Here is a 21,273-nt window from a genome sequence, read left to right as displayed (position 1 = left end):
CCCTCCTTATGCATTCTTCTCAAGCACGCGCTGGTAGAATGTGTCTATATCTCTGTGATACTGGGCAAACATTTCAAGTTTGTCATTGGGAACATCATATTTGATGGAGATGATCCGGTCAAAAATATTTTCCGCCTTAAGTACGGACATGGGATGCCCCATTGTAACCAGGGTACGCGCCTGCTTGTACAGGTATAAAATAGTGTCCATCATCAGGAACTGCTTTTCCAGGCTTACACAGGTATCATCCTTGTGAAATGCGTTCTGCTGAAGAAATCCCAGACGGATGACACGGGCAATCTCGAGCACCAGCTTCTGATCATCGGGAAGTACATCGCTTCCTATCAGCTTGACGATTTCCAGAAGACTGCTTTCCTGGTTGAGAAGCGCCATCAGACGATTGCGGTAATCTACAAATTTCTGCGAGACATTGTCCTGATACCAGTGGCTCAGATCATTTAAGTACTCGCTGTAACTGGTCAGCCAGTGGATGGCCGGAAAATGTCTGGAGTAGGCCAGACTTTTGTCCAGTCCCCAGAAGCAGCGGACGAAACGCTTGGTGTTCTGGGTTACCGGCTCGGAGAAATCGCCTCCCTGAGGAGAAACCGCGCCGATAATTGTTACAGAACCGTCTGTCCCGTTGAGATTGTGCATCATGCCGGCTCTTTCGTAAAATGCGGACAGCCGGGATGCCAGATAGGCAGGGAAACCTTCCTCTGCCGGCATTTCCTCCAGACGTCCGGAGAGCTCACGCAAAGCTTCAGCCCAGCGGGAAGTGGAGTCCGCCATAATAGCTACGTCATAGCCCATATCCCGGTAGTACTCGGCAAGAGTCAGTCCGGTATAAATGCTTGCCTCACGGGCAGCCACGGGCATATTTGAAGTATTCGCGATTAAGGTGGTGCGGTCCATCAACGGGTTGCCGGTACGGGGATCGGTCAGTTCACCGAACTCCTCCAGTACCTGTGTCATCTCATTTCCACGTTCGCCACACCCGATATAGATGATAATATCAGCGTCCGCCCATTTGGCAATCTGATGCTGGGTCATGGTTTTTCCGGTTCCGAATCCTCCCGGGATAGCGGCAGTGCCTCCCTTCGCGATTGGAAACATAGTATCGATAATACGCTGGCCTGTGATCAGCGGCACAGACGCGGGAAAACGGTGGTGTACCGGTCTGGGTACCCGGATCGGCCATTTCTGGGTCATTGTAAGCTGTTTTTCTGTACCGTCCTGGAGCTGAAGCGTAATCAGGGCTTCATCAATGGTGTAGCTTCCGTCAGGTACGGTGTCAATAACAGTTCCCTCCATATCGGGAGGCACCATACATTTGTGGACAATAGCGTGTGTCTCCGGCACCTCGGCAATAATATCTCCGCCGTGGAGATACTGACCTTTGGAAACCGTAATATGGGTATCCCATTTTTTTTGTCTGTCCAGGGAATCCACGCTGACACCGCGGGTAATAAATGCCCCGGCAGAGTCTGCGATCCGTTCCAGAGGACGTTCGATACCGTCGAAAATATTATTCAGAATACCGGGGGCCAGAGTTACAGAAACCGCGCCGCCGCTGGCTGTAACTTCTTCTCCGGGACGAAGCCCGGATGTCTCCTCATACACCTGAACTGTGGTCAGATCTTTGTCGAGGGCGATTACTTCGCCTACCAGTTTCTGCTTCCCGACATAGACCATCTCAGACATGGAAAATCCGGTGTTCCCTTTCAGGTAAATGACGGGCCCGTTAATTCCGTAGATTGTTGCTGTCTTAAGCAATGCCGTCACCTCCTAAAAACAAAAATTTATCATATTCATTGCGCAGCTGCGTTCTAAAGGAATTGTCAATCAGAACATTCCGGCTTCGGATGACCGCGCGAATGCCGCCGATAAAATCCTCCGCGCTGACAGTAAGGGTAACGCGCGCGGCATTTTCAAGAGCAGAACGTTTTTTCTCATCAGACGGATTGATATAGATGATTATCTCATCTTCTCCGGCAAAGTTTTTGGCCTGGCGGATGCAGCGGATGAGAAAATCTTCATACGCTTCGGTTTTCATATAATCTTCAACAAGACTTAACGCCTCTTTAAATATTTTATCTTTCAGTTCCTGCTGGACCGTTCCCTGCCGGCGTTTGATTTCAAGCTGCGATTTTGCTGAGGCCTGGTTCAGCGCAAGCCGGGCATTCCGCGTTTCGGCTTTGATGCGTGTCTCAGACTGGTGCAGCGCCTCTGCTTTATGGTCCTCAAAGACTTTCTCAAGCGCTTCTCTGTGGGAATCTATGATCGCGTTGCCCTCTGCCCGGGCCTGTTCCATAGATGTAGTCTGCAGGTGTGAGATTTTTTCTTCCAGAGTCAAGAGGAATCCCTCCTTATGTTTGTTTTTCGTAGTTCGGGCCGGGGTTACAGCTTCAGCCCGATTGCCTCGGTGATATAGGACGTGATAAAATCTTTCCTTCGTCCGGTTCCGTGTCTGTCAGGGATCTCCACAAGAAGGGGCATTTTCCGTTCCAGGCGGAAGGTATCTATAATATCGGGAAATTCCCGGCCGAACTTCTCTGTGAGGAGAACGATACCCACGGTTTTGTCTGACAGCACGTTTTCCAGAGCGTCCCTGAGTTCGTCGCGCTCATGTACGACCACGCCGTCCACTCCGGCCAGCCGCATCCCTGTATAGGTATCGACATTATCACTGATCAGAAACATTTTCATAGTATGTCACTCCTGTTTTATATCTGGATCATTTCAGTATCCGTCAATTCGTGTATCTTACAGGTTTCCGAGAATCATGAAGGAGATAATCAGTCCGTACAGGCATACACCTTCTGCAAGACCTACGAAGATCAGAGACTTACCAAGTACGCTGGAGTCCTCGCTGATTGCGCCGAGAGCAGCGCTTGCCGCACTTGCTACGGCGATACCGCCGCCAATGCAGGACAGTCCGGTAACAAGAGCAGCAGCCAGATAACCAAGGCCTGTGGCGAATCCCGGATCAGAAGCCGCGCTTTCTGCCGCCTGTACATCTCCGCCGCCGAGCATCATAATAGAAGCAACGACAAAGCATCCGAAGAAGAAGAACGCATTTACGCCAATGGAACGTTTGTAGCGCTTTTTGTTTTTCTCGCCGATCAGGTAGTAGCCGAACGGAATAATAATACTTAAAATCAGTGCTGCGATTAAAATGATTTTTGTTGCTAATGTCATGGTGGAATCCTCCTACTTTTTATTCGTTTTCTTTTTTGTATATGGATCAAATGCATGGCCGCTGCCTTTGTAGAAACGGCTGAACATTTCGTAATATTCCAGACGCAGTACCTGGATGCCGACGATCAGTCCTTCAAATCCGCATACGAACAGATTGCCGAAGATTACGCCGATCCAGTTCGGGTGGCCGCTCTCAGCGCCGGCAAGCTGCAGCACTACTTCCATAATGGCTGCGTGGCTGACAGCGAAAGCGCCGATACGGATGAAGGAGATTGTGTTGGAAAAGTAGCTCAGCAGTGTTTCGAACATCTCGAAAAATCCCTGCACAAGGAACATTCCCTTTCCTACTTCCATTTTGTCTGCGCGTTTCTGGATGGCCCGCGTAATGGGTTCTTTAAATAAAATCAGAATCAGCGGAACGCCGAACATAACTGCCATTACAATTCCGCCGGGCAGCGGTCTGTTTGTCAGAAACAGCACAATTGTGACAACAACTGCAATATAAAAAACCAGTCCTGCCACGCCGTTCGCGTCAAACCAGGCGTTCTCGATATCTTTGCTCTTCAGGGCGTTGATGATGTGGAGTACCATCGCTACCATGATCAGGAGCATACCGAAAGCTACGGCCACAATAAATACCGTATTCAGCTTGCCCAGGAAGGGAAGCGTTGTCATATGGTCAATCGGCCTGATCCACAGAGGCTGTAAGACATCTTCAAATCCGAAAATACTTCCGAACATAAAACCGAATATAGTGGAAAATACACCTGCCGTCGCAATAATGCCTGCCAGCGGAGCTTTCTTAAAGTGATAGATCAGGAATCCTCCGATCAGAAGAAGAAGTCCCTGCCCCACATCTCCGAACATTACGCCGAAGATGAAGGAGTAGGTCAGCCCGACAAATATTGTGGGATCCATCTCATTGTGAGCGGGAAGACCGTACATCTGGACGAACATTTCAAATGGTTTGAAAAGCTTCGGGTTTTCCAGTTTTGTAGGAGGTTCGCCAAAGTAGGCGTCATGGTCATCTTCCACAACGACAAATACTTTATCATCGTCCCTGACCTCTTCGAGGAACTTTTCTACATCATCATCGGCCATCCAGCCGCACAGGATATAGTAGTCTTCCTTATTGTCTTCCATTCTTGCAGCCAGTTTACGGACATCAAAGTTATTGGCCAGTTCTTCCAGCCGGTTTTTTGCGGCTATAAGCTGAGGAGCGCGGTCGGCGAGCATCTCTCCGGCTTCCTTGTCCAGATCTTCAATCTCCAGATTGACACGGGCAATTTCACGCTCCAGCGACTGGTAAGCGTAAGCCGGAGTTCCCTCGAACTCGTCTCTGAGTTCAATCCGTTCAAAATGAAGGGAACGGAATACTGCGTCTACTTTCTGCGCCTCTCCGGGAGAAACGAAATATGCACCGTATACGAAGCTTTCGTCCCGGTCGCCCTCTACAAAGATAGCGTTCAGATCATCCATAAGATATTTCTGCATCTTGTGGTAGAACTCCACGGCGATCCGTCCGAAACGGTATGTGATGTATCTGTAGTGAAGCACCTTGTGCAGGTCGCAGTTGAGCGGACGGAAGGGAGCGATAACCTGCTGTTTCGCACGCAGTTCTTCTGTCTTTTTCTTCAGTTTTTCTTTCTTTTCCTGAAGAGACTGATAGTCTTCATTGGCCTTTCGGACAACTTCGAACATGTCATCCAGTCCAAGAGAAGTGTCGGGAGTAACGTCATCCACATTGGGCAGATAACCTACGAACTGAACCGCTTTGTTCAGAGCGTCTCTGTAAGGATTGATTTCTACGAAAGGCCGAAGGTTATCCACAGTCTTAAGCTCTGACAGCGCGGATTCCAGCTGTATCTCATAACGGGAGAGATACAGATCCGTAACACGGTCAATATCATTGCGCGGACCGGATATGTTGATAAATTTCATTTTTACAATCATCGGGTCTTACCTCCAATGTATGCCAGCGTCTCGCCGGGGCTCAGACTGTATCTTACGCACTCCATGGCGGTCGTCAGCTTTTTCAGTTCTTCTTCCTTTAAAAAGAAGTATGTGTTGATTTCGGCCAGAGAGTATGGGTTATGCCGTAAATCAACAGTATAAAGGTGGTGCAGACAGTCGGCGTAGATCTGTTCAATGTTAAAAGTGTCTATCTTCTGCCGGAACTGGTAATGTTTTGCGTATACTGTCCGGTTGACTGCATTCTGCATCTCTTCCAGGCCGGGCGCTTCTACCATTTCCTTGATCTGATCCGTGGAAATTTTGTAATGAATCGGAATTAGCAGAAGATAAATATCCGCCGGCTTCATGTTATAATATTTTTTTGCCCTGTAGATCCACTGCAGATTCAGCAGATCAATTTTCGATCCCCGTTCATGGATGAAAAGTTCCAGATCTTTTTTCTTGAGCAACTTTTTCTGCTCTTTCCATGTGGAGGTATAAAAATAGAGGTCCAGAGTCAGGTTGTAATCATAAAGCGTGACATTCTGGGCGTCTTTAAGTTTTTTCAGCGGGGCGTAATATTCCGTGTCTTTCAGATTCTCCACCAGCTCGTCTGTTGTACGGGAGGTGATCAGCTTTTCGATTGATATCTGAGAATATCTGTCAAAAAAGGGACGCTTATAATTGATATCAAACGGCTGTTTGTACCTGTTGATGACAATACGCAGACAGTAGTTAATCAGATCAATCTCATAGTTCTTAACAAGCAGTTTCATAAAACGCCGCTGCTTCTGCCCGCAGAACCGGTAGATTTTGGTGTAATCGTGATACAGGGACTGAGTCAGCACCTTCTCAATATTTCCGCGGTGGAGCTGATCTTCCTCCAGCATTTCAAGAACGTCCGCATAGGCTGTGTTCTTTTTGAGATAATCCACAATTTCCAGGACACTGCCGAGGCCGGCGATTTCCTCAAATTGTTTCGGTGTAAGAAGTTTCGCCCGCATCGCACGGATCTTTGTCACGATTCCGCTGTATTCCAGTAAATTTCCCATAGGCTACACCTCGGTAATACGTTTCAAAATCTCGCGGGCATATTCTGTGTGCCGCTGATCGTATTCTTTCTGAAGAGCATCAATCGCCGCGTCACTCTGGCCGTTCTGACTGTCAAGTATCTGAGATGTGTTCTGCTCCAGCTCTTCCCGGATGGAACGGATACGGGCCTGAGTCCTGGCTTCCAGATCTGCGTCAAACGCTTTGCGTTTCTCCTCATACTCTCTGTTAAGCTCTTCCTTCTGATCTTCGGCATGCTGCACAATGGCAGATGCGGCATCTTCTATTTCTGTCAGTCTGTTTACAATAGAGTCCATGAAAAGCCTCCTTAATTTATGATTTTTTAATAAATCACAATATACTTAATCATACACCTTTTTACCGAAAATGCAAGCCGGGAAAAGGCAGAATTTGAACAGATTAGACGGATAAAAAATCCCCTGATAAACAGTCTGATACCCTCCGAAAAAGAAGTCTGAATTCTTGCGTGAAAAATGTCAGATGACTTACAACAGGTCAGGTTCTTCATCTTATGCCGCAGGCATGTTATTATAATTAAGAAGAAATGAGGAGAAGTCTGTGACTTAACAGTGAAAAGGACTGCACTTTGCGGAGTGATCTGATATAATGAACTGATGACAGGAGGATGGCAAATGAGACTGAGAAATATACCACGGGCGGAGGGCGTAATCCGGGAGCACCGCTTTGTAATAAAAAGACCGGAAGATCAGAAAGGCTGCTGGAGGCAGGTTTTTGGAAATAAGAATCCGATTTATATTGAGATCGGCATGGGGAAAGGCCGGTTTCTGCTTAATATGGCAAAGGCTCATCCGGATATTAATTTTGTGGGGATTGAACGGTATTCCAGCGTGCTTTTGCGTGCGATAGAAAAATTTGATACAGAGGAATTCTGTGAACTGAAGAATGTCCGCTTTGTCTGTATGGACGCCAGAAATGTGGCGGATGTTTTTGCGCAGGATGAAGTGAACCGGATTTATCTTAATTTTTCAGATCCGTGGCCAAAAGCACGGCATGCCAGAAGGAGGCTGACTTCGGTGGAATTTCTGGCGCGGTATGAGAAGATTCTCTGTGAGGGCGGACTGTTGGAATTTAAGACAGATAATACAGAATTATTCCGTTTTTCTCTGGAACAGCTGGAGGAGGCCGGATGGCCGCTGAAATGTTTTACATTTGATCTGCATCACAATGAAGTTATGAGTCAGGGAAATGTAATGACAGAGTATGAGGAAAAGTTTTCTTCAAAAGGAAACCCGGTAAATAAATTCATAGCGGTAAGAAAATAGCTGAAAATATAATATATGAAAAGGGTATATGAAAGAACCCTTTGCATGCGCCCGGCATATAATACATTATATGTATAAAGTGCCGGGTGATTGTTTATGAAAAGGAAAGATTGCTGGAAAAGATGCATCAGAGAACAGATTTACTGCAGACCTAAATTGAACAGAAAACTGCTCTGTATGCGCGCTTCTTTTGACGATGTGTGTAAAATTCTCAATTCCACGGGCTGTCATGACCACGATCACAGGAAGAAATAACTCAGCGGCACAACAGAACAAAAAGCCGTAAAACCGGAAAACATGCTGTATACAAAAAAGAAATACGCATAAAGGAGGGGGCTGTGATGATAGTAAAAGTAACAGAAAAAAATTTCAGAAAGAGGTATATGACTGCCATGGAGCGGTACTGGTAGAATTTTACGCGTCATGGTGCCCGAAATGCGCAATGATGGAAGATGTTCTGAAAAAATTTTCCGAAGATCATCCTGAAATCAGAGTATGTCAGGTCAATACCGGGGAAGAAATCCGTCTGTCAGACCAGTACGGAATAGAAAAAGTTCCCTCTTTTATAGCGTTCGACAGTGGAAAACCAATAGGAGCAGTGGTAGGCGTTGTTCCTGCAGAAGTCCTGCTGGAATTGTTCTCATCTGCAAAATGACATGGATACGTGCATTAATTGACGGAAAATGCAAAAAAACAAAAAAACTTCTTGCATTCCTCCGAAAACTGTTATATAATATCTCTTGCGTTACGAAAAGTAATATAAAAACGTAAAATGCGCGATTAGCTCAGCTGGCAGAGCACCTGACTCTTAATCAGGGTGTCCAGGGTTCGAACCCCTGATCGCGCACTTAGAAATCGCTGTTTTTGCGGACATTGCGAGCCGCGGGGACGGCGGTTTTTTTGCGTGAAGCAATGAGCAGCGCGGGAGATATCCGACAGGGCTGCGGAATGCTTGCATTCCGGCAGACATTGGCGGATTATCTCACATGCGGCGAATGCCGCGACTGAGATGAAGCGCGGAGCGCGGAATCGAAGTGCGCGCTGCGAATGGAAGCAGAGAAAGAGCGCAGAGAAGATTTTCCCCGTAAATATCAGGAATGTCTTACGGAAAAGTCTGGATAGAACCCCCTCAGCGCGTTCATGATGAGCTTAAATGTAAGTTCGGCCATATGCTGGGGACTTACGGAAGATCCATCTGACAGCCAGGCCTTGACCAGGCCAATACAGCCGGAGAGACAGAAGGCGTAGTAGTATGTCAGATCATCCATTTTCTCCGGAAATGTTTCTTTCAGGGCGTTCAGGCTGTGCTCGGAGAGGATATTCTCAATCCGGTGCAGAAAAGAGATATCACCGTTGGGACCCAGGAGAGCGGCGCAGATATCCCGGTTTTCCGCGAGGATGGAAAAAATATCCTCGATGAACGGAAAGCTGTTTTCGTTGAACGGACTTACCGGATGGGTATGGATCAGATCTTCGATGTCTCCGGTCAGTTCGTTTTCAATCTTTTCCATCATGTCATAGATATCCGCATAGTGCAGATAGAAAGTGGAACGGTTGATGTCCACTTTTTCTACGAGTTCTTTGACCGTGATCTCTTTTAAACTCTTTTCTTTCAGAAGTTCGGCCAGTCCCTGACGGAGCTGGGCTCTTGTCTTGCGAACCCGCCGGTCTATATTTTTTGACATGAAATATTTCCTCCTTTAAAAATAATAGACACCACATTGTTTGATTATCCATTAACAGACAGAGCAGTGTTAGATTAATGGTTGTATCTTTTTTATGATTTTACTATAATTCATGATGCTTAAAAAATCAACACGATATCTATTAATAGGATTAATGTTGCAAAAAGAAAGGGGACAGTAGACAATGATGAGACAGGAATGGCACAGGCTGTTCAAAAATAAGATTTTACTGATTGTTACAGTAGCGGTCATCGCGATCCCGACAATCTATACCACACTTTTCCTTGGATCCATGTGGGACCCATACGGGAATATCGATAAACTTCCGGTGGCGGTCATCAACCATGACGTGCCGGTCACCTATGAAGATCAGAAACTGGACATCGGCGGAACGTTGATGGAGGAACTGAAAAAGAACGATTCTCTGGACTTTCAGTTTCCGTCAGAGACGGAGGCGCGGAAGGGCCTTGAGGACGGCACGTACTATATGGTTATCACCATACCGGAGGACTTTTCGGCCCATGCCTCAACGTTGACAGACGCGCATCCGGAGAAGATGACGCTGGCTTATGAAACGAATCCGGGAACGAACTACATCGCGTCCAAGATGAGCGAGACGGCGATGAAAGAACTGGAGAGCTCGGTACGGGAAGAGGTTACAAAAACGTATACAGAAGTTCTGTTCGGCAAGCTTGCGGAATTGGGTGACGGAATGCAGGAAGCGGCGGATGGTTCGGGTGAACTGAAAACCGGAACGGATCAGCTGGCCGACGGAAATCAGATGATTACCGACAATCTGCAGGCCCTTTCAGACAGCGCCTTAGTATTTGTGGACGGAAGCCGGGAGCTGGAAGTGGGGATTGGCCGGTATACAGACGGAGCCAGTGCGGTTGCAGCAGGGGCAGAAGAGCTGCAAAGGGGCGCAAATGCACTGGACAGTGGTGTAAATGGCGCGCAGAAAGGAGGTTCTGATCTGGCAGCTGGCGCGGTGGATGTAGATGATAACATGACTATGCTCAATGCCGGACTGTCCGAACTGAATGCGGCGGCGACGGCCCTTCCCGATGCGGCGGATGCGCTGAATGACGGCGCGGCTTCATTAGGTGACAGCGCGCAACAGCTCTCGGACGGGATTGCATCTCTGTCTGAAGGGGCGGCCGGCCTGAAGACCGGTGCAGATGCGCTTAGTTCCGGCCTGCAGTCTGTTGCTTCCAGTTCCCAGTCGCTGCGCGACGGGGCGGCCGAGATCAGTCAGGCGCTTTCGGCCCTCGCCGGAGAGGAAGGCGTGCCGGAGGAAGTGCGGGCACAGATCGCGGCAGTTCAGCAGCAGGCGGACACATTTTCCGCAAGCGTTTCCGCCTACACATACGGTGTCGATGAAGCGGCGGACGGGAGCGCGCAGATTGCATCGGAGATCCCGGATCTTCAGAACGGCATTTCCGCGGTACAGAGTGGTGCAGATTCCCTTAAGAACGGGATAGGGCGGCTTCAGACCGGTACTTCCGCATTGGCGGAACAGGCGCCGGCGCTGGCGGGTGGAATTTCCAATGCTGCATCAGGGGCGGATCTGCTTCAGAAGCAGGGAACATCGGCGCTCCGGAAAGGAGCTGCGGATCTGGACAGCGGTCTGGGAGAGCTGGCACAGGGAAGCGCGAAGCTGAAAGATGGAACGGATACGCTTGTCTCCGGAACCGGACAGCTTACCTTGAACAGCAAAGCGTTGACGGAAGGCGCGGCGAAACTAACAGATGGAGCCGGCCAGATCAGCAGCGGTGCGGGACAACTCGCTGACGGCAGCGGAGAACTAGGCGATGGGATCAGGCAGGTTTCGGAAGGCGCGGAGACGCTGTCAAAGGAACTGGGAAGCGGAGCGGAGCAGATCCTGGAGACGAACACATCGGATCAGGCGGCGGATATGTTTGCCGCACCGATAGATGCGGAAGAGACACAGATTACGGAGGTGGCCGACAACGGCCATGCTATGGCGCCGTATATGATGTCCGTAGGCTTGTGGGTCGGCTGTATCTCGTTCAGTCTGATGTATCCGCTGACCAGTTATGCCGGGCAGATGAAATCCGGTTTCCGCTGGTGGATCAGCAAGGCGTCCGTGCTCTATCTGACGGCAGTGCTCCAGGCAGCAGTTATGATCGGCGCACTGCATATATTCGATGGTTTTACACCTGTGGAAATGGGAAAGACAGTCCTGGCAGCGTGCGCGGCGTCCCTTGCATTCATGTCGGTGATGTACTTCTTCACCAGCCTGCTGGGGCGCGTTGGAAGCTTCCTGATGCTGATCTTCATGGTGATCCAGCTGGCAGGTTCCGTGGGGACATACCCCTATGAACTGTCCGGCTCCTTTGTGCCGTATCTTCACGACTGGGTACCGTTTACCTATACGGTGAAAGCGTTCCGCAGTGCCATAAGCGGCGGGGGAAGTATCCGGGGCTGCCTCATTTTCCTGCTGATCCTGTTCCTCGTATTTACAGGACTTACGATCCTGGAGTTCACTGTGCGGGCACGGAAAATTCAGGAAGGGAAGAACACCTGGATGGTATGGCTGGAAGGGCACGGACTGGCATAATGGATGAAGTGTCTCTTAATCAGGGTGTCCAGAGTCCGAACTCCTGATCGCGCACTTTGAAAGCGCTGTTTTTGCGGACACTGCGCGCTGTGTCCCCGGATATTTATTTCCTGTGTTTCATAGCCTGTATCAGATTTCTGATACAGGTTTTTTCTTCCTCTGTCAATCCCGACAGATCCAGTCCGGCAGGAGTCTCCAGGCCCAGAAGATAATCTGTGCTGACGTGAAAAAGCTTTGCAATCTGAATGAGGACATCATACGAAGGAAGCCGAAGAGCATTTTCGTAGGCGCTGATAACCGATTTTGTCAGATTCAGTTTTTTGCCAGGTCTGCCTGGGTCATATTGTTTGTGGTTCGTAAACGTTTCAGTTTATTCCCTAATTCCTTCATGTAGTATTCCTCCATAGATATATTACAATGAATATAGTTCACAAAAGGTTGATAAAATTTTCGATTAGTTGACATTGCTCGGCGGTTGATATGAATTAGAAATCATAGAATTATTTGGTGAATGATAAACTGAAAAAATGGAAAAAAGATTGAAATTCTTGACTTTACAAAGGAAAAGAGGTGGGACAGATGTTTTATTACTGTGAGAAATGCGCCGATATCAAAAATGCCGGAGCAAAAGCAGGACAGGATGTGACCTGTGAAGTATGCGGCACAGCCATGAAACCGGTGCTTCAGGAATATCTGATGCCGGGCGGCAGCTTCTTCAAATCACAGGCAGTCAGACAGCAGTTTGATATGGGGATTATCACAAAGGAAGAGAAAAACGCGAAAATAGCGGCGCTTACACAGTAATAAAATATAAGAAGATTTCTCTGAATGCAGAAGATGCGGCAGCCATGCATCTTCTGCCTTTTTTATTAAGCGAATTATCTGCCTTGACATTCTCTTCCGGCAGCTTATAATATATAGAAGATAATTTGAATTCAAATTATTTCAACTCAAATCATCTTGCGATGATGACAGTCTGAAAGGAGCAGATCTTATGTCGAATTCATTTCATTATCTGGTAATGGCGGAACATTCCATGTTCCAGAAGGACCTGCAGGCCAGGCTGAAAGGGTCAGGCCTGACTATAGGACAACCGAAGGTTCTGGATTATCTGAAGGATCATGACGGCGCGGAGCAGAAAGATATCGCCCGGGGATGTCATATTGAGCCGGGAACGCTTACCACGCTTTTAAACCGTATGGAAGAAAGCGGGCTTGTGGAGCGGCGTATGCTGAATGGAAACCGCCGCAGCTTTTTTATCTTTCTGACGGAAAAAGGGAAGAGACAGCTGAAGCTGGTGACGCAGGCGTTTACAGAGATTGAAGAGAAAGCATTCCGGGGAATTCCGGAAGCAGACAGGGAGAGATTTATGGACATGTTTTCCTGTATTTATGAGAATACAATGTCCTGAAAATCAGATACGGGAGAACAGAAATTATTATTAAGAACAATGAATTGCAGCAGACGGTGCGCGGGGCGTACCGTCTGTCATTTGCAGTGGAGATATGCCGGAGTCCGGGCCTGTACGGGACCCTGGCGACCACTAACAATCCCGGAAATTATATCTCATCTCTGGCCTATCTTCTGGCGGGATGCGTAATTCTGGGATTTGGCGTGTATACAGAGGTACTTGCGATAGAAACAGCCGGTTTTGAAGAATGATTCAAAACCGGCTGTTTCGGGTTATTTCAGCTGACTGCCGTCGGAAAATGCTGCTCCGCATTTCTGATCAGACATGTATCCATCTGCCTTCTTCTGAAGCGCTTTTGCAGACTGCGCTGCAGAGACGGACGATTTCCGCTCCTTCCCGGAACGACGGGCAGGCGGGAAGCGAATCATCCGTATTTTCTTCATAAAAACTCTGGATCAGTCGACGGAAGGAGTCGTTGAAGCCGTTTCCGAATCCGTCGCTTTCTACGGTTTTCTGCCCGTTTCCGGCGCTGAAATATACAGAGTTGTTATCCTGGGAGTTCCATCCGGCGGTCATCCGGTCTCCTGTGATCTCATAGGCAAGATAATTGGAGTATCCGTGGGAGACTTCCGAGAGGACTACAGAGCCTATGGCGCCGCCCTGCATGCGGAATGTAATCAGCGCCGCGTCCTCGGAAGTTACAGTGACGGCATTGCCTTCTTCAGAAGAACCGGCGGGATACATAATACCGTCCCGTACAATTCTTTCCGGCTGAAAATTTCCGAACAGAGCGGATACATCTGTGATTTTTTCTCCTGTTACATACTGAATAATGTCGAACCAGTGGGTGCCGATCTCGGTTACTGCCCTCATGGGGCCGGCAATTTCCGGAATATACCGCCATCCGTAAGGACAGGGCAGCAGATGGAACTGCTGGAGATACTGTCCGTGGACAAGGCGTATGAAACCGAAATTGCTGCTCTGAACAAGATTTTTCATCCGGTCGGACATTTGGTGGAAACGGACATTTAGGTTTATGCCGCATTTTACATTAAGTGAGGCTGACAGGTTTTCCAGATCGGCGGCTTCCTTCAGATCAAGGCAGAGAGGCTTTTCGCACAGTACGTTTTTCCCGGCCTTTAAAAGCTTTCTGACAATCCTGTAATGCGTGTGGGGCGGCGTACAGATATGAACGGAAGTGATCTCTTTAGAAAATAGCAGATCTTCCGAAGTACCGTATTTTTCAATACCCCATTTTTCGGCAAACGCTGCGGCGCTTTTTTCTGAGCTGTCCACAACAGCACAGATTCTGATTCCGCAGTATCTGAGGGCTTCCGCATGTGAGTGGGAGATAAAACCGGCTCCCAGGATAGCGGCGCCCTGATTCATATTATTCTGCATGAAATACCTCCTGATATTGTTAAATACAAAAACATTTCCATAAAAATAAAGAACCGGACAAAACCGGTTTACCGCCTGTTCAGCGGTAAACCAGCCGGCCGGTCACTTTTTTAATCTCCTCTTCATGGTCCGGAAAACGGCGAATCAGAGCCTCCCGGTCTGCCTGGATGAAATCTTCTTCCAGATAGGAGGGGGACATGGTAGTTCCCATAAGGGCAAAACCGAATTTCCCCCCGGGAAGCAGCCGGGCACCCTGCCAGGAATTCTTCTCGACAAGAATCTGAGGACGTTCTCCGTTTCGGATATTTGTCCCCAGAACAGAGACGTTTTTCCGGCCGTCCCGGTCCCGGATCTGGATCAGTTCTACCGGATCTCCGTAATAAAAATGCCAGATTTCATCTGCTGAGAGCATGTGAAGATGAGAAAAGGCATCTCTGGTCAGCAGATAATAAATGGCGGAACCGCACCGGCGGTTTTCATAGATTTCTTCGCTTGTATAAGTTTCGGCCACCATACCGCCCTCTCCGGTGAGAGGAGACAGATGAAGGGTCTGTATGATTTCTTCCGGAGACAGATTTTCTGTCTCCGGAAGAGCGTTCTTTCTGACTGTCATATTATCGTTTTCCTTTATCATAAATTTCACCCAGCGCTTTCGGCGAATGGTTGTATTTGGAGAAGAAGATCAGAAGCAGCAGGGTCAGAAGGTAAGGAAGAATCATTACCAGGTCTGAATAACTGCTGGGCTTCTCCAGGATCTGAACCAGCTGGTAGCCTGCGGAACGGGCAAACCCGAAGATAAGGCAGGCTCCCAGTGTGGGGAGTATTTTCCAGTTTCCGAAGATCAGAGCCGCAATTGCCAGATAGCCGTACCCGACGTAAATATTGTCGGAAAAGTTGGCGGAAATGGAGTAGGCAAAGCACATGCCGCCGATTCCTGAGAATGCGCCGGAGAACATAACTGCTACAGTGCGGATCTGTCCTACATTGCGTCCTGCCGCATCTACCGCGTGAGGATTATCTCCGCAGGCACGGAGGTGGAGTCCGAAGCGTGTCTTATACAGCAGAAACCATGCGATTACAGCGACAACAATGATAATAATTTCAAAGGGATACAGATTGGTAAAAAATGCGCCCAGTACAGGGATGTCCGACAGTCCGGGGATGGAGAATCTTGTTGATACTCCAAGCTGAAACTTGTCCGAAGGAGCGCCGAATACACTTTTATTAATCTGTTTAGTTAAAAAGGCAGTCAGGGCCATCGCGAGAATATTTACAACGACGCCGCTGATCACCTGGTTTGCCTTAAATTTTACACAGAGCAGGGCGTGCAGCAGAGCGTATGCCATACCGCCCAGGGTTGCGAACAGAAACGACAGATAAAAGATTGTCTGAGAGTCAGTGCCCTGTGTTCCGGATGTAAGTACAACGAACAGAGCGCCCACAAAAGCTCCGAAGCCCTGAAGACCTTCGATTGCCAGGTTGGTAACGCCGCTTCTCTCGCTGTAGATTCCGCCGATCGCCATGATAAACAGAGGCAGGGCAAAAGACATACCGTCAATAATAATCGTATTCATCAGCGCGCCTCCTTTCCGGCTTTTTCAGCTTTTTCTTCTGTTTCTTCCAGTTCGGCTTTCCATTTCTTTACTTCGTAGCGGACAAATGCTCCGCAGGCGCTGAACAGGAGGAACAGGCCCGTAATAACCGAGCCGATTTCTGTTTCAATACCGGATGCTGAATTCATGTAGCTGCTTCCCTTTGTTACTCCTGTGATCAGGAAGGACGAGAAGATGATGCCTACCGGATTGCTGTTTCCCAGAAGGGCAACGGCAATCGCGTCAAATCCGGTGGATGCCAGCACCTTCGGCTGGATGGACTGAAGATACCCAAGATAATAGGTTACGCCTGCCAGTCCTGCCAGAGCGCCGGAGATCATCATAGAGAGGATCATCGTTTTGCCTACATTGATTCCCGCATAGCGGGCCGCGTTCCGGCTGGCTCCCACGGCCTTGATTTCAAATCCCAGACGTGTCCGGTCCAGAAGAAATTTCATAACCACAGCCACAAGTACAGCAAGGATAATACACAGCGGGATGTCCACTCTCAGTCCGCCGATGGGTACTTCCATAATCGTCAGCCTGGAATTGTCGCTGATGGCCAGTGACTGACGGGAGATTTCGTCCATATACCGGGTGTTGATGAAAAAGCTTGTCAGATACTGGACAATGTAGTTAATCATAATCGAAGACACTACTTCGTTAATATTAAACTTATATTTGAGGAAACCGATCAGGCCGCCCACTGCCATGCCTGCAGCTATACCGATCAGCAGCACAAGGGGCTTCGCGATGGGAGCCGCCAGAGTGGAGTATCCTACGGTGATAGTTGCGATAAAACCTGCCGCCAGCATCTGACCGGATACGCCGATATTGAACAGTCCGGCTTTAAGAGCCACTGCTACGGCCAGAGCTGCGAACAGCATGGGAGTCATCATGTTCAGAAAGCTGGTAAAGTCCGTAAGCATGCCCTGATAGGCTGAATACTGAGGCTTCGGAAGAAGACCGCTTCCCTGAAGCAGATTTGCGTATGCCGTCAGAGGATATTTCCCCAGAGCGGCGATGACAATCATGCCGACAATGAGGCTTAAAAGGATAGAAAACAGAGGAATGGCGATATTCTGGGTTCTCTCATTTCCGAGGATTTTTACAAAGAATTTTTTCATTTCTGCTTCACCCCCATCATAAATTCGCCAACCTGATTGGTTGTCAGCGTGTCTGCCGGAGCAATTTTATCTATGGCGCCGTTGTAAATAACTCCTATAGTGTCTGCACAGTTCATAATTTCGTCCAGTTCCAGGGAAATCAGAAGGATGGCTTTCCCTTTGTCGCGCTCGGCAATAATCTGCCGGTGGATATTTTCAATCGCTCCGATATCCAGGCCGCGGGTGGGCTGTACGAAGATCATAAGATCGGACTGCAGTTCGATCTCGCGGCCCACGATAGCTTTCTGCTGATTGCCGCCGCTCATGGAACGGACCTGGGTTACGCTGCCCTGGCCGCTTCTGATATCATATTCCTGGATAAGTTTTTTCGCGTATGTTTCAAATTCTTCCGTTTTGAGCACACCGTTTTTCCCGGAAAACGGCTCTTTGTAATAGGATTTCAGAGCAAGGTTGTCCCGGAGGGAAAAGTCCAGGATCAGGCCGTATTCCTGGCGGTCCTCGGGAATATAGGAAATCCCGGCTTCCGTACGTTTGCGGATGGATTCATTGGTAATATCCTTTCCGTTAAGGAATATCTTTCCGGAAGATATCTTCATCAGACCGGCAATGGCGTCCGCCAATTCTACCTGTCCGTTTCCGGATACGCCGGCGATCGCGAATATTTCGCCCTGGTGTACTTCAAAGGAGACATTTTTTACGACTTCAAAATGATCCTGATTGTGTACACTTACATTTTCCACTTTCAGCACTGTTCTGCCAAAACGGGGAGCGCTTTTTTCTACATTAAAGGAAACATCGCGCCCTACCATCAGATTTGCCATCTTTTTCGTGGACGTTGTGGCTACATCCAGTACGTCTACGATTTTTCCGCGGTTTAAAATAGCGCAGCGGTCGGCCACCTGCTTGATCTCCTCCAGTTTGTGGGTGATCAGGATAATGGTCTTTCCGCTGTCCCGGAGATTGCGGATGATCTGCAGAAGAAATTCAATCTCCTGGGGAGTGAGTACTGCGGTGGGTTCGTCAAAGATCAGAATTTCTGCCTCGCGGTAAAGCATTTTCAGAATTTCCACTCTCTGACGTATGGAGACGTTTACTTTTTCAATAACCTGTTCCGGGTCAACTTCCAGTCCGTAATCCTCAGACAGTTTGCGGATGTCCCGGTTTGCTTTTTTAATATCAACCTGGGGGAACAGACCGAGAAATTTTTTCACAGGTTCCATTCCCATGATAATATTTTCCGCCACCGTATAGTTGGACACCAGTTTGAAATGCTGGTGAACCATTCCGATATTCAGTTTTGTCGCGTAATTGGGTGATGTGATACGGACCTTTTTCCCTTTCACAAAGATCTCGCCTTCATCTGGTTCGTACATTCCGAACAGCATGCTCATCAAAGTGGATTTCCCGGCGCCGTTTTCTCCCAGAAGAGCATAGATCTCGCCCTTTTTGATCTGGATACTTACGTCGTCATTAGCCACAATGCCCGGGAATTTCTTTGTGATATGCCGCATTTCAATAATATATTCTTCCGACATTGGTAACTCCTGTTCTTGTTGAAAAAAAGAAAGGGAATGGACAGCATCACCTGTCAGTGAACCGTCCATCCCTCTTAAAAATCAGCGGTTAGTCGTTCAGCCCCGGAAAATCTTCAGGAGTGCTGTCCCCTGCACTTGAAGGAGGAACGATTGTTCCGTCTTTAACCAGTGCAAATGCCTCGTCAAGTTTTGTGATTGTGTCGTCAGAAAGCTGCTGTCTGCCTTCTTCCTTTACATATCCTGTGGAATCTGTGTCTGCCATCAGCGTGATGTTCTGGCCAGTGAAAGATCCGTCCGCAATTGCGTTAAGCTGTCTTTCTACATTGATGCTCATGCATTTTAATACAGAAGTAAGCATAATGTTTGAATCGCCGTTTGCGCCGTCGTCGTACTGGTCAACGTCACATCCGATTACTTTTACATTTCCTGCTTCTTTTGCTGCTGTGAAAACACCGTTTCCGGAAGCGCCCGCTGCAACAAAGATAATGTCGCAGCCTTCCTTAATCAGCGCCTCGCCGATTACCTTGCCGGTTGCCTCGTCAGAGAAGTTCCCGGTATAGTTTCCGCCAATATTTTCATCATTGTATACGCCTGCATAGGAGCTGAGCTCAACGCACGCTGCTGTTGTGCCGTATTTTGCATTCGCGTAATTTACGCCGGCCTCAAAACCATACTGATAATTTACATTAGACGGGAAAGGCTGTCCGTTTACAACTGCGACTTTGCCGCTCTGGGTCTCAAGCGCTGCAGCCATACCTGCAAAGAATCCGCTTTCCTGCTCCGCGAAAAGCATTGCATATACGTTGTCCAGCTCTACTGTATTGCCCTCAGCGTCTGTGGGATAACTGTCCACCAGGATAAAATCTACATCCGGATTGTCCTGTGCAACCTGTCCGATGCCTGCGCACTGATATCCCAGACATACAACTACATCATAGCTTCCTGCGATTTCGGTAATCCGTTCAACAACAGTGGAAGGAACACCTGTCTCCTCGCGGATTGGCGTAACTTTTGCATCCGGATGCTCTTCGATATAAGCAAGAACACCATTGTAGTTATCCTCGTTAAATGATCCGTCGTCCACTCCGTTCGGGCTGGATACGATCGCGATGTTCAGAGCGTCCGAAGATTCTTCAGTGGATGCTCCGCCGCCGGAAGTCTCTTCATTGCTTCCGCAGCCCATAAAAAGTGAGGCGGTCATTGTGGCGCAAAGAACTGCGGCCAGAAGTTTCTTTTTCATAAGTATCACTCCTCCTTTTTGATAAATAATAAGCAAAGCTTATATGATTTGCCTGACTTATTAAGATGTATTATAACATTTCCCCGTTAATCAGGCAACGCGCCCATCTTCTTTTTTTGGAAAATCTCTTTCAGACTTTTCTCATAGGGCGCCCGGGCAATTCCGTATTCTGTTATGATGGCTGTGATCAGTCCGGCCGGCGTGACGTCGAAAGCCGGATTATAACAGGGAATTTCCTTCAGAGCCATGGACTCTGTGTAAAACTTTGACCGGATTTCTTCCGGGTCTCTGAGCTCGATCCTGATATCTTCGCCGGTGGGGCAGTTCATATCAATAGTGGATGTGGGGCCAAGTACATAAAACGGGATCTTGTAATAGTTCGCCAGAACAGCAACTACACTGGTGCCGATTTTATTGGCTGTATCTCCGTTTGCGGCGATCCGGTCACATCCCACAAGGCAGGCCTGTATCCAGCCGTTTTTCATAACGATTCCTGCCATGTTGTCGCAGATCAGAGTTACATCGATTCCTCCTTTGTAAAGCTCATAGGAGGTAAGACGGGCTCCCTGAAGGAGCGGCCGTGTCTCATCTGCAAAGACATGAAATTCCATCCCCCGTTCTTTCCCCAGGAAAAGGGGCCCAAGAGCCGTGCCGTATCTGGATGTGGCCAGCGGTCCGGCGTTGCAGTGGGTCAGAATGCCGTCTCCGTCTTTGAGCAGGCTCAGTCCGTATTCGGAAATGGCCCGGCACATCTGCATGTCCTCTTCCTGAATACTGCGGCTTTCAGCCAGAAGTGCTGCCTTGATCTGCTCTACGGATTCTTTCTGATGTTTCAGAACAGTCTGCTCCATCCGGTTTAAAGCCCAGCTCAAATTTACTGCGGTAGGTCGGGAAGAGTTCAGATATTCTTTATATTTCCGAAAGTTCTCTAAGAATATACTGTAGTCTTCCGTTTCGATCTGAGAAGCCAGAACACAGATGCCGTATGCGGCACATATACCGATAGCCGGCGCTCCTCTTACCTTCAGTTCAAAAATTGCGTCGTAGAAATCTTCTGCTGTTCTGAGTGTAAGATATTCTGCTGCATTTGGAAGTTTTGTCTGATCAATGATTACCACGCTTTTTTCGTCCCCGCCAAGCCGTACATTGTCTATGTGTGTTACTGCTTTCAGGTCTGCCGCCCGGTTGTTCATTTC

At 48.4% G+C, this 21,273-nt stretch carries 22 protein-coding genes and 1 tRNA gene; 7 read left to right on the top strand and 16 right to left on the bottom strand.

Going from position 1 to position 21,273, the window contains the following annotated elements:
- Positions 1 to 6: 6 nt before the first annotated feature.
- From AC0QUU_RS01060 to AC0QUU_RS01030, 7 genes are read right to left on the bottom strand one after another with little or no spacing between them, the layout of a single operon-like run.
- A complete protein-coding gene (locus AC0QUU_RS01060) occupies positions 7 to 1,773 on the bottom strand; it encodes a V-type ATP synthase subunit A (RefSeq protein WP_474544066.1) in 1,767 nt (588 codons plus the stop codon).
- Entirely contained in the window at positions 1,766 to 2,353 is a 588-nt protein-coding gene (locus AC0QUU_RS01055) for a V-type ATP synthase subunit E (RefSeq protein WP_474544064.1), read from the bottom strand. The genes AC0QUU_RS01060 and AC0QUU_RS01055 overlap by 8 nt, the downstream gene beginning before the upstream one ends.
- Before the next feature lie 44 nt (positions 2,354 to 2,397).
- A complete protein-coding gene (locus AC0QUU_RS01050; RefSeq protein ID WP_474544062.1) occupies positions 2,398 to 2,706 on the bottom strand; it encodes a V-type ATP synthase subunit F in 309 nt (102 codons plus the stop codon).
- 57 nt (positions 2,707 to 2,763) lie between these two features.
- Positions 2,764 to 3,198 carry an ATP synthase subunit C gene (locus AC0QUU_RS01045; RefSeq protein ID WP_474544060.1) on the bottom strand — a complete coding sequence of 145 codons (435 nt, stop codon included), beginning with the start codon at positions 3,196 to 3,198 and terminating at the stop codon, positions 2,764 to 2,766.
- 12 nt (positions 3,199 to 3,210) lie between these two features.
- Positions 3,211 to 5,151, bottom strand: a complete 1,941-nt coding sequence (locus AC0QUU_RS01040) for a V-type ATP synthase subunit I (protein WP_474544058.1) — start codon at positions 5,149 to 5,151, stop codon at positions 3,211 to 3,213.
- On the bottom strand, positions 5,148 to 6,203 hold the full coding sequence (locus AC0QUU_RS01035) for a V0D/AC39 family V-type ATPase subunit (protein ID WP_474544056.1): 1,056 nt from the start codon (positions 6,201 to 6,203) through the stop codon (positions 5,148 to 5,150). The genes AC0QUU_RS01040 and AC0QUU_RS01035 overlap by 4 nt, the downstream gene beginning before the upstream one ends.
- 3 nt (positions 6,204 to 6,206) lie before the next feature.
- The gene (locus AC0QUU_RS01030) at positions 6,207 to 6,518 is read right to left on the bottom strand and encodes a hypothetical protein (RefSeq protein WP_474544054.1); all 312 of its coding nucleotides are present in this window, start codon (positions 6,516 to 6,518) and stop codon (positions 6,207 to 6,209) included.
- Between the two features lie 336 nt (positions 6,519 to 6,854).
- Here AC0QUU_RS01030 and trmB point away from each other — a divergent pair, with 336 nt between their 5' ends.
- The 3 genes from trmB to AC0QUU_RS01015 all read left to right on the top strand — a co-directional run bounded on the left by trmB (position 6,855) and on the right by AC0QUU_RS01015 (position 8,352).
- Positions 6,855 to 7,505: a tRNA (guanosine(46)-N7)-methyltransferase TrmB gene (gene trmB / locus AC0QUU_RS01025; RefSeq protein WP_474544052.1), complete on the top strand. Its 651-nt coding sequence runs from the start codon at positions 6,855 to 6,857 to the stop codon at positions 7,503 to 7,505.
- A 304-nt stretch (positions 7,506 to 7,809) separates the two neighbouring features.
- The gene (locus tag AC0QUU_RS01020; protein WP_474545498.1) at positions 7,810 to 8,160 is read left to right on the top strand and encodes a thioredoxin family protein; all 351 of its coding nucleotides are present in this window, start codon (positions 7,810 to 7,812) and stop codon (positions 8,158 to 8,160) included.
- A gap of 119 nt (positions 8,161 to 8,279) precedes the next feature.
- Positions 8,280 to 8,352: transfer RNA gene (locus AC0QUU_RS01015), tRNA-Lys, on the top strand.
- Positions 8,353 to 8,596: 244 nt separating this feature from the next.
- On the opposite strand, the gene AC0QUU_RS01010 is transcribed toward AC0QUU_RS01015, so the two are convergent.
- A complete protein-coding gene (locus AC0QUU_RS01010; protein ID WP_474544050.1) occupies positions 8,597 to 9,190 on the bottom strand; it encodes a TetR/AcrR family transcriptional regulator in 594 nt (197 codons plus the stop codon).
- Between the two features lie 184 nt (positions 9,191 to 9,374).
- Here AC0QUU_RS01010 and AC0QUU_RS01005 point away from each other — a divergent pair, with 184 nt between their 5' ends.
- Positions 9,375 to 11,771: a YhgE/Pip family protein gene (locus AC0QUU_RS01005; protein ID WP_474544048.1), complete on the top strand. Its 2,397-nt coding sequence runs from the start codon at positions 9,375 to 9,377 to the stop codon at positions 11,769 to 11,771.
- A 103-nt stretch (positions 11,772 to 11,874) separates the two neighbouring features.
- Here the strand turns inward: AC0QUU_RS01005 and AC0QUU_RS01000 are convergent, their stop codons facing one another.
- The gene (locus tag AC0QUU_RS01000; protein ID WP_474545497.1) at positions 11,875 to 12,066 is read right to left on the bottom strand and encodes a helix-turn-helix domain-containing protein; all 192 of its coding nucleotides are present in this window, start codon (positions 12,064 to 12,066) and stop codon (positions 11,875 to 11,877) included.
- Positions 12,067 to 12,350: 284 nt separating this feature from the next.
- Between AC0QUU_RS01000 and AC0QUU_RS00995 the strand changes: the two genes are divergently transcribed.
- The 3 genes from AC0QUU_RS00995 (at position 12,351) to AC0QUU_RS00985 (ending at position 13,433) form a co-directional block, all read left to right on the top strand.
- Positions 12,351 to 12,575 (top strand): hypothetical protein, encoded by a 225-nt coding sequence (locus AC0QUU_RS00995; RefSeq protein ID WP_474544046.1) that lies wholly within the window; start codon positions 12,351 to 12,353, stop codon positions 12,573 to 12,575.
- Positions 12,576 to 12,765: 190 nt separating this feature from the next.
- Positions 12,766 to 13,182, top strand: coding sequence for a MarR family winged helix-turn-helix transcriptional regulator (locus AC0QUU_RS00990; protein WP_474544044.1), 417 nt, complete (start codon positions 12,766 to 12,768; stop codon positions 13,180 to 13,182).
- A gap of 44 nt (positions 13,183 to 13,226) precedes the next feature.
- Positions 13,227 to 13,433 (top strand): hypothetical protein, encoded by a 207-nt coding sequence (locus tag AC0QUU_RS00985; RefSeq protein WP_474544042.1) that lies wholly within the window; start codon positions 13,227 to 13,229, stop codon positions 13,431 to 13,433.
- A gap of 67 nt (positions 13,434 to 13,500) precedes the next feature.
- On the opposite strand, the gene AC0QUU_RS00980 is transcribed toward AC0QUU_RS00985, so the two are convergent.
- The 7 genes from AC0QUU_RS00980 to mtnA form a co-directional block, all read right to left on the bottom strand.
- Positions 13,501 to 14,583: a Gfo/Idh/MocA family protein gene (locus AC0QUU_RS00980; protein WP_474544040.1), complete on the bottom strand. Its 1,083-nt coding sequence runs from the start codon at positions 14,581 to 14,583 to the stop codon at positions 13,501 to 13,503.
- A gap of 79 nt (positions 14,584 to 14,662) precedes the next feature.
- A complete protein-coding gene (locus AC0QUU_RS00975; protein ID WP_474544038.1) occupies positions 14,663 to 15,196 on the bottom strand; it encodes a cupin domain-containing protein in 534 nt (177 codons plus the stop codon).
- Position 15,197: 1 nt separating this feature from the next.
- Positions 15,198 to 16,157 carry an ABC transporter permease gene (locus AC0QUU_RS00970; RefSeq protein ID WP_474544036.1) on the bottom strand — a complete coding sequence of 320 codons (960 nt, stop codon included), beginning with the start codon at positions 16,155 to 16,157 and terminating at the stop codon, positions 15,198 to 15,200.
- Positions 16,157 to 17,302: an ABC transporter permease gene (locus AC0QUU_RS00965; protein WP_474544034.1), complete on the bottom strand. Its 1,146-nt coding sequence runs from the start codon at positions 17,300 to 17,302 to the stop codon at positions 16,157 to 16,159. The genes AC0QUU_RS00970 and AC0QUU_RS00965 overlap by 1 nt, the downstream gene beginning before the upstream one ends.
- Positions 17,299 to 18,837: an ABC transporter ATP-binding protein gene (locus AC0QUU_RS00960; protein ID WP_474544032.1), complete on the bottom strand. Its 1,539-nt coding sequence runs from the start codon at positions 18,835 to 18,837 to the stop codon at positions 17,299 to 17,301. The genes AC0QUU_RS00965 and AC0QUU_RS00960 overlap by 4 nt, the downstream gene beginning before the upstream one ends.
- Positions 18,838 to 18,925: 88 nt before the next feature.
- Positions 18,926 to 20,077 carry a BMP family lipoprotein gene (locus tag AC0QUU_RS00955; RefSeq protein ID WP_474544030.1) on the bottom strand — a complete coding sequence of 384 codons (1,152 nt, stop codon included), beginning with the start codon at positions 20,075 to 20,077 and terminating at the stop codon, positions 18,926 to 18,928.
- Between the two features lie 86 nt (positions 20,078 to 20,163).
- Positions 20,164 to 21,270 (bottom strand): S-methyl-5-thioribose-1-phosphate isomerase, encoded by a 1,107-nt coding sequence (mtnA, locus tag AC0QUU_RS00950; protein WP_474544028.1) that lies wholly within the window; start codon positions 21,268 to 21,270, stop codon positions 20,164 to 20,166.
- Positions 21,271 to 21,273: the final 3 nt, after the last annotated feature.

The organism is Mediterraneibacter sp. HA8405 (genome assembly GCF_056148955.1).
The sequence above is the reverse complement of the archived record's forward strand: the minus strand, read 5'-3'. Positions and strand labels throughout refer to the sequence as shown.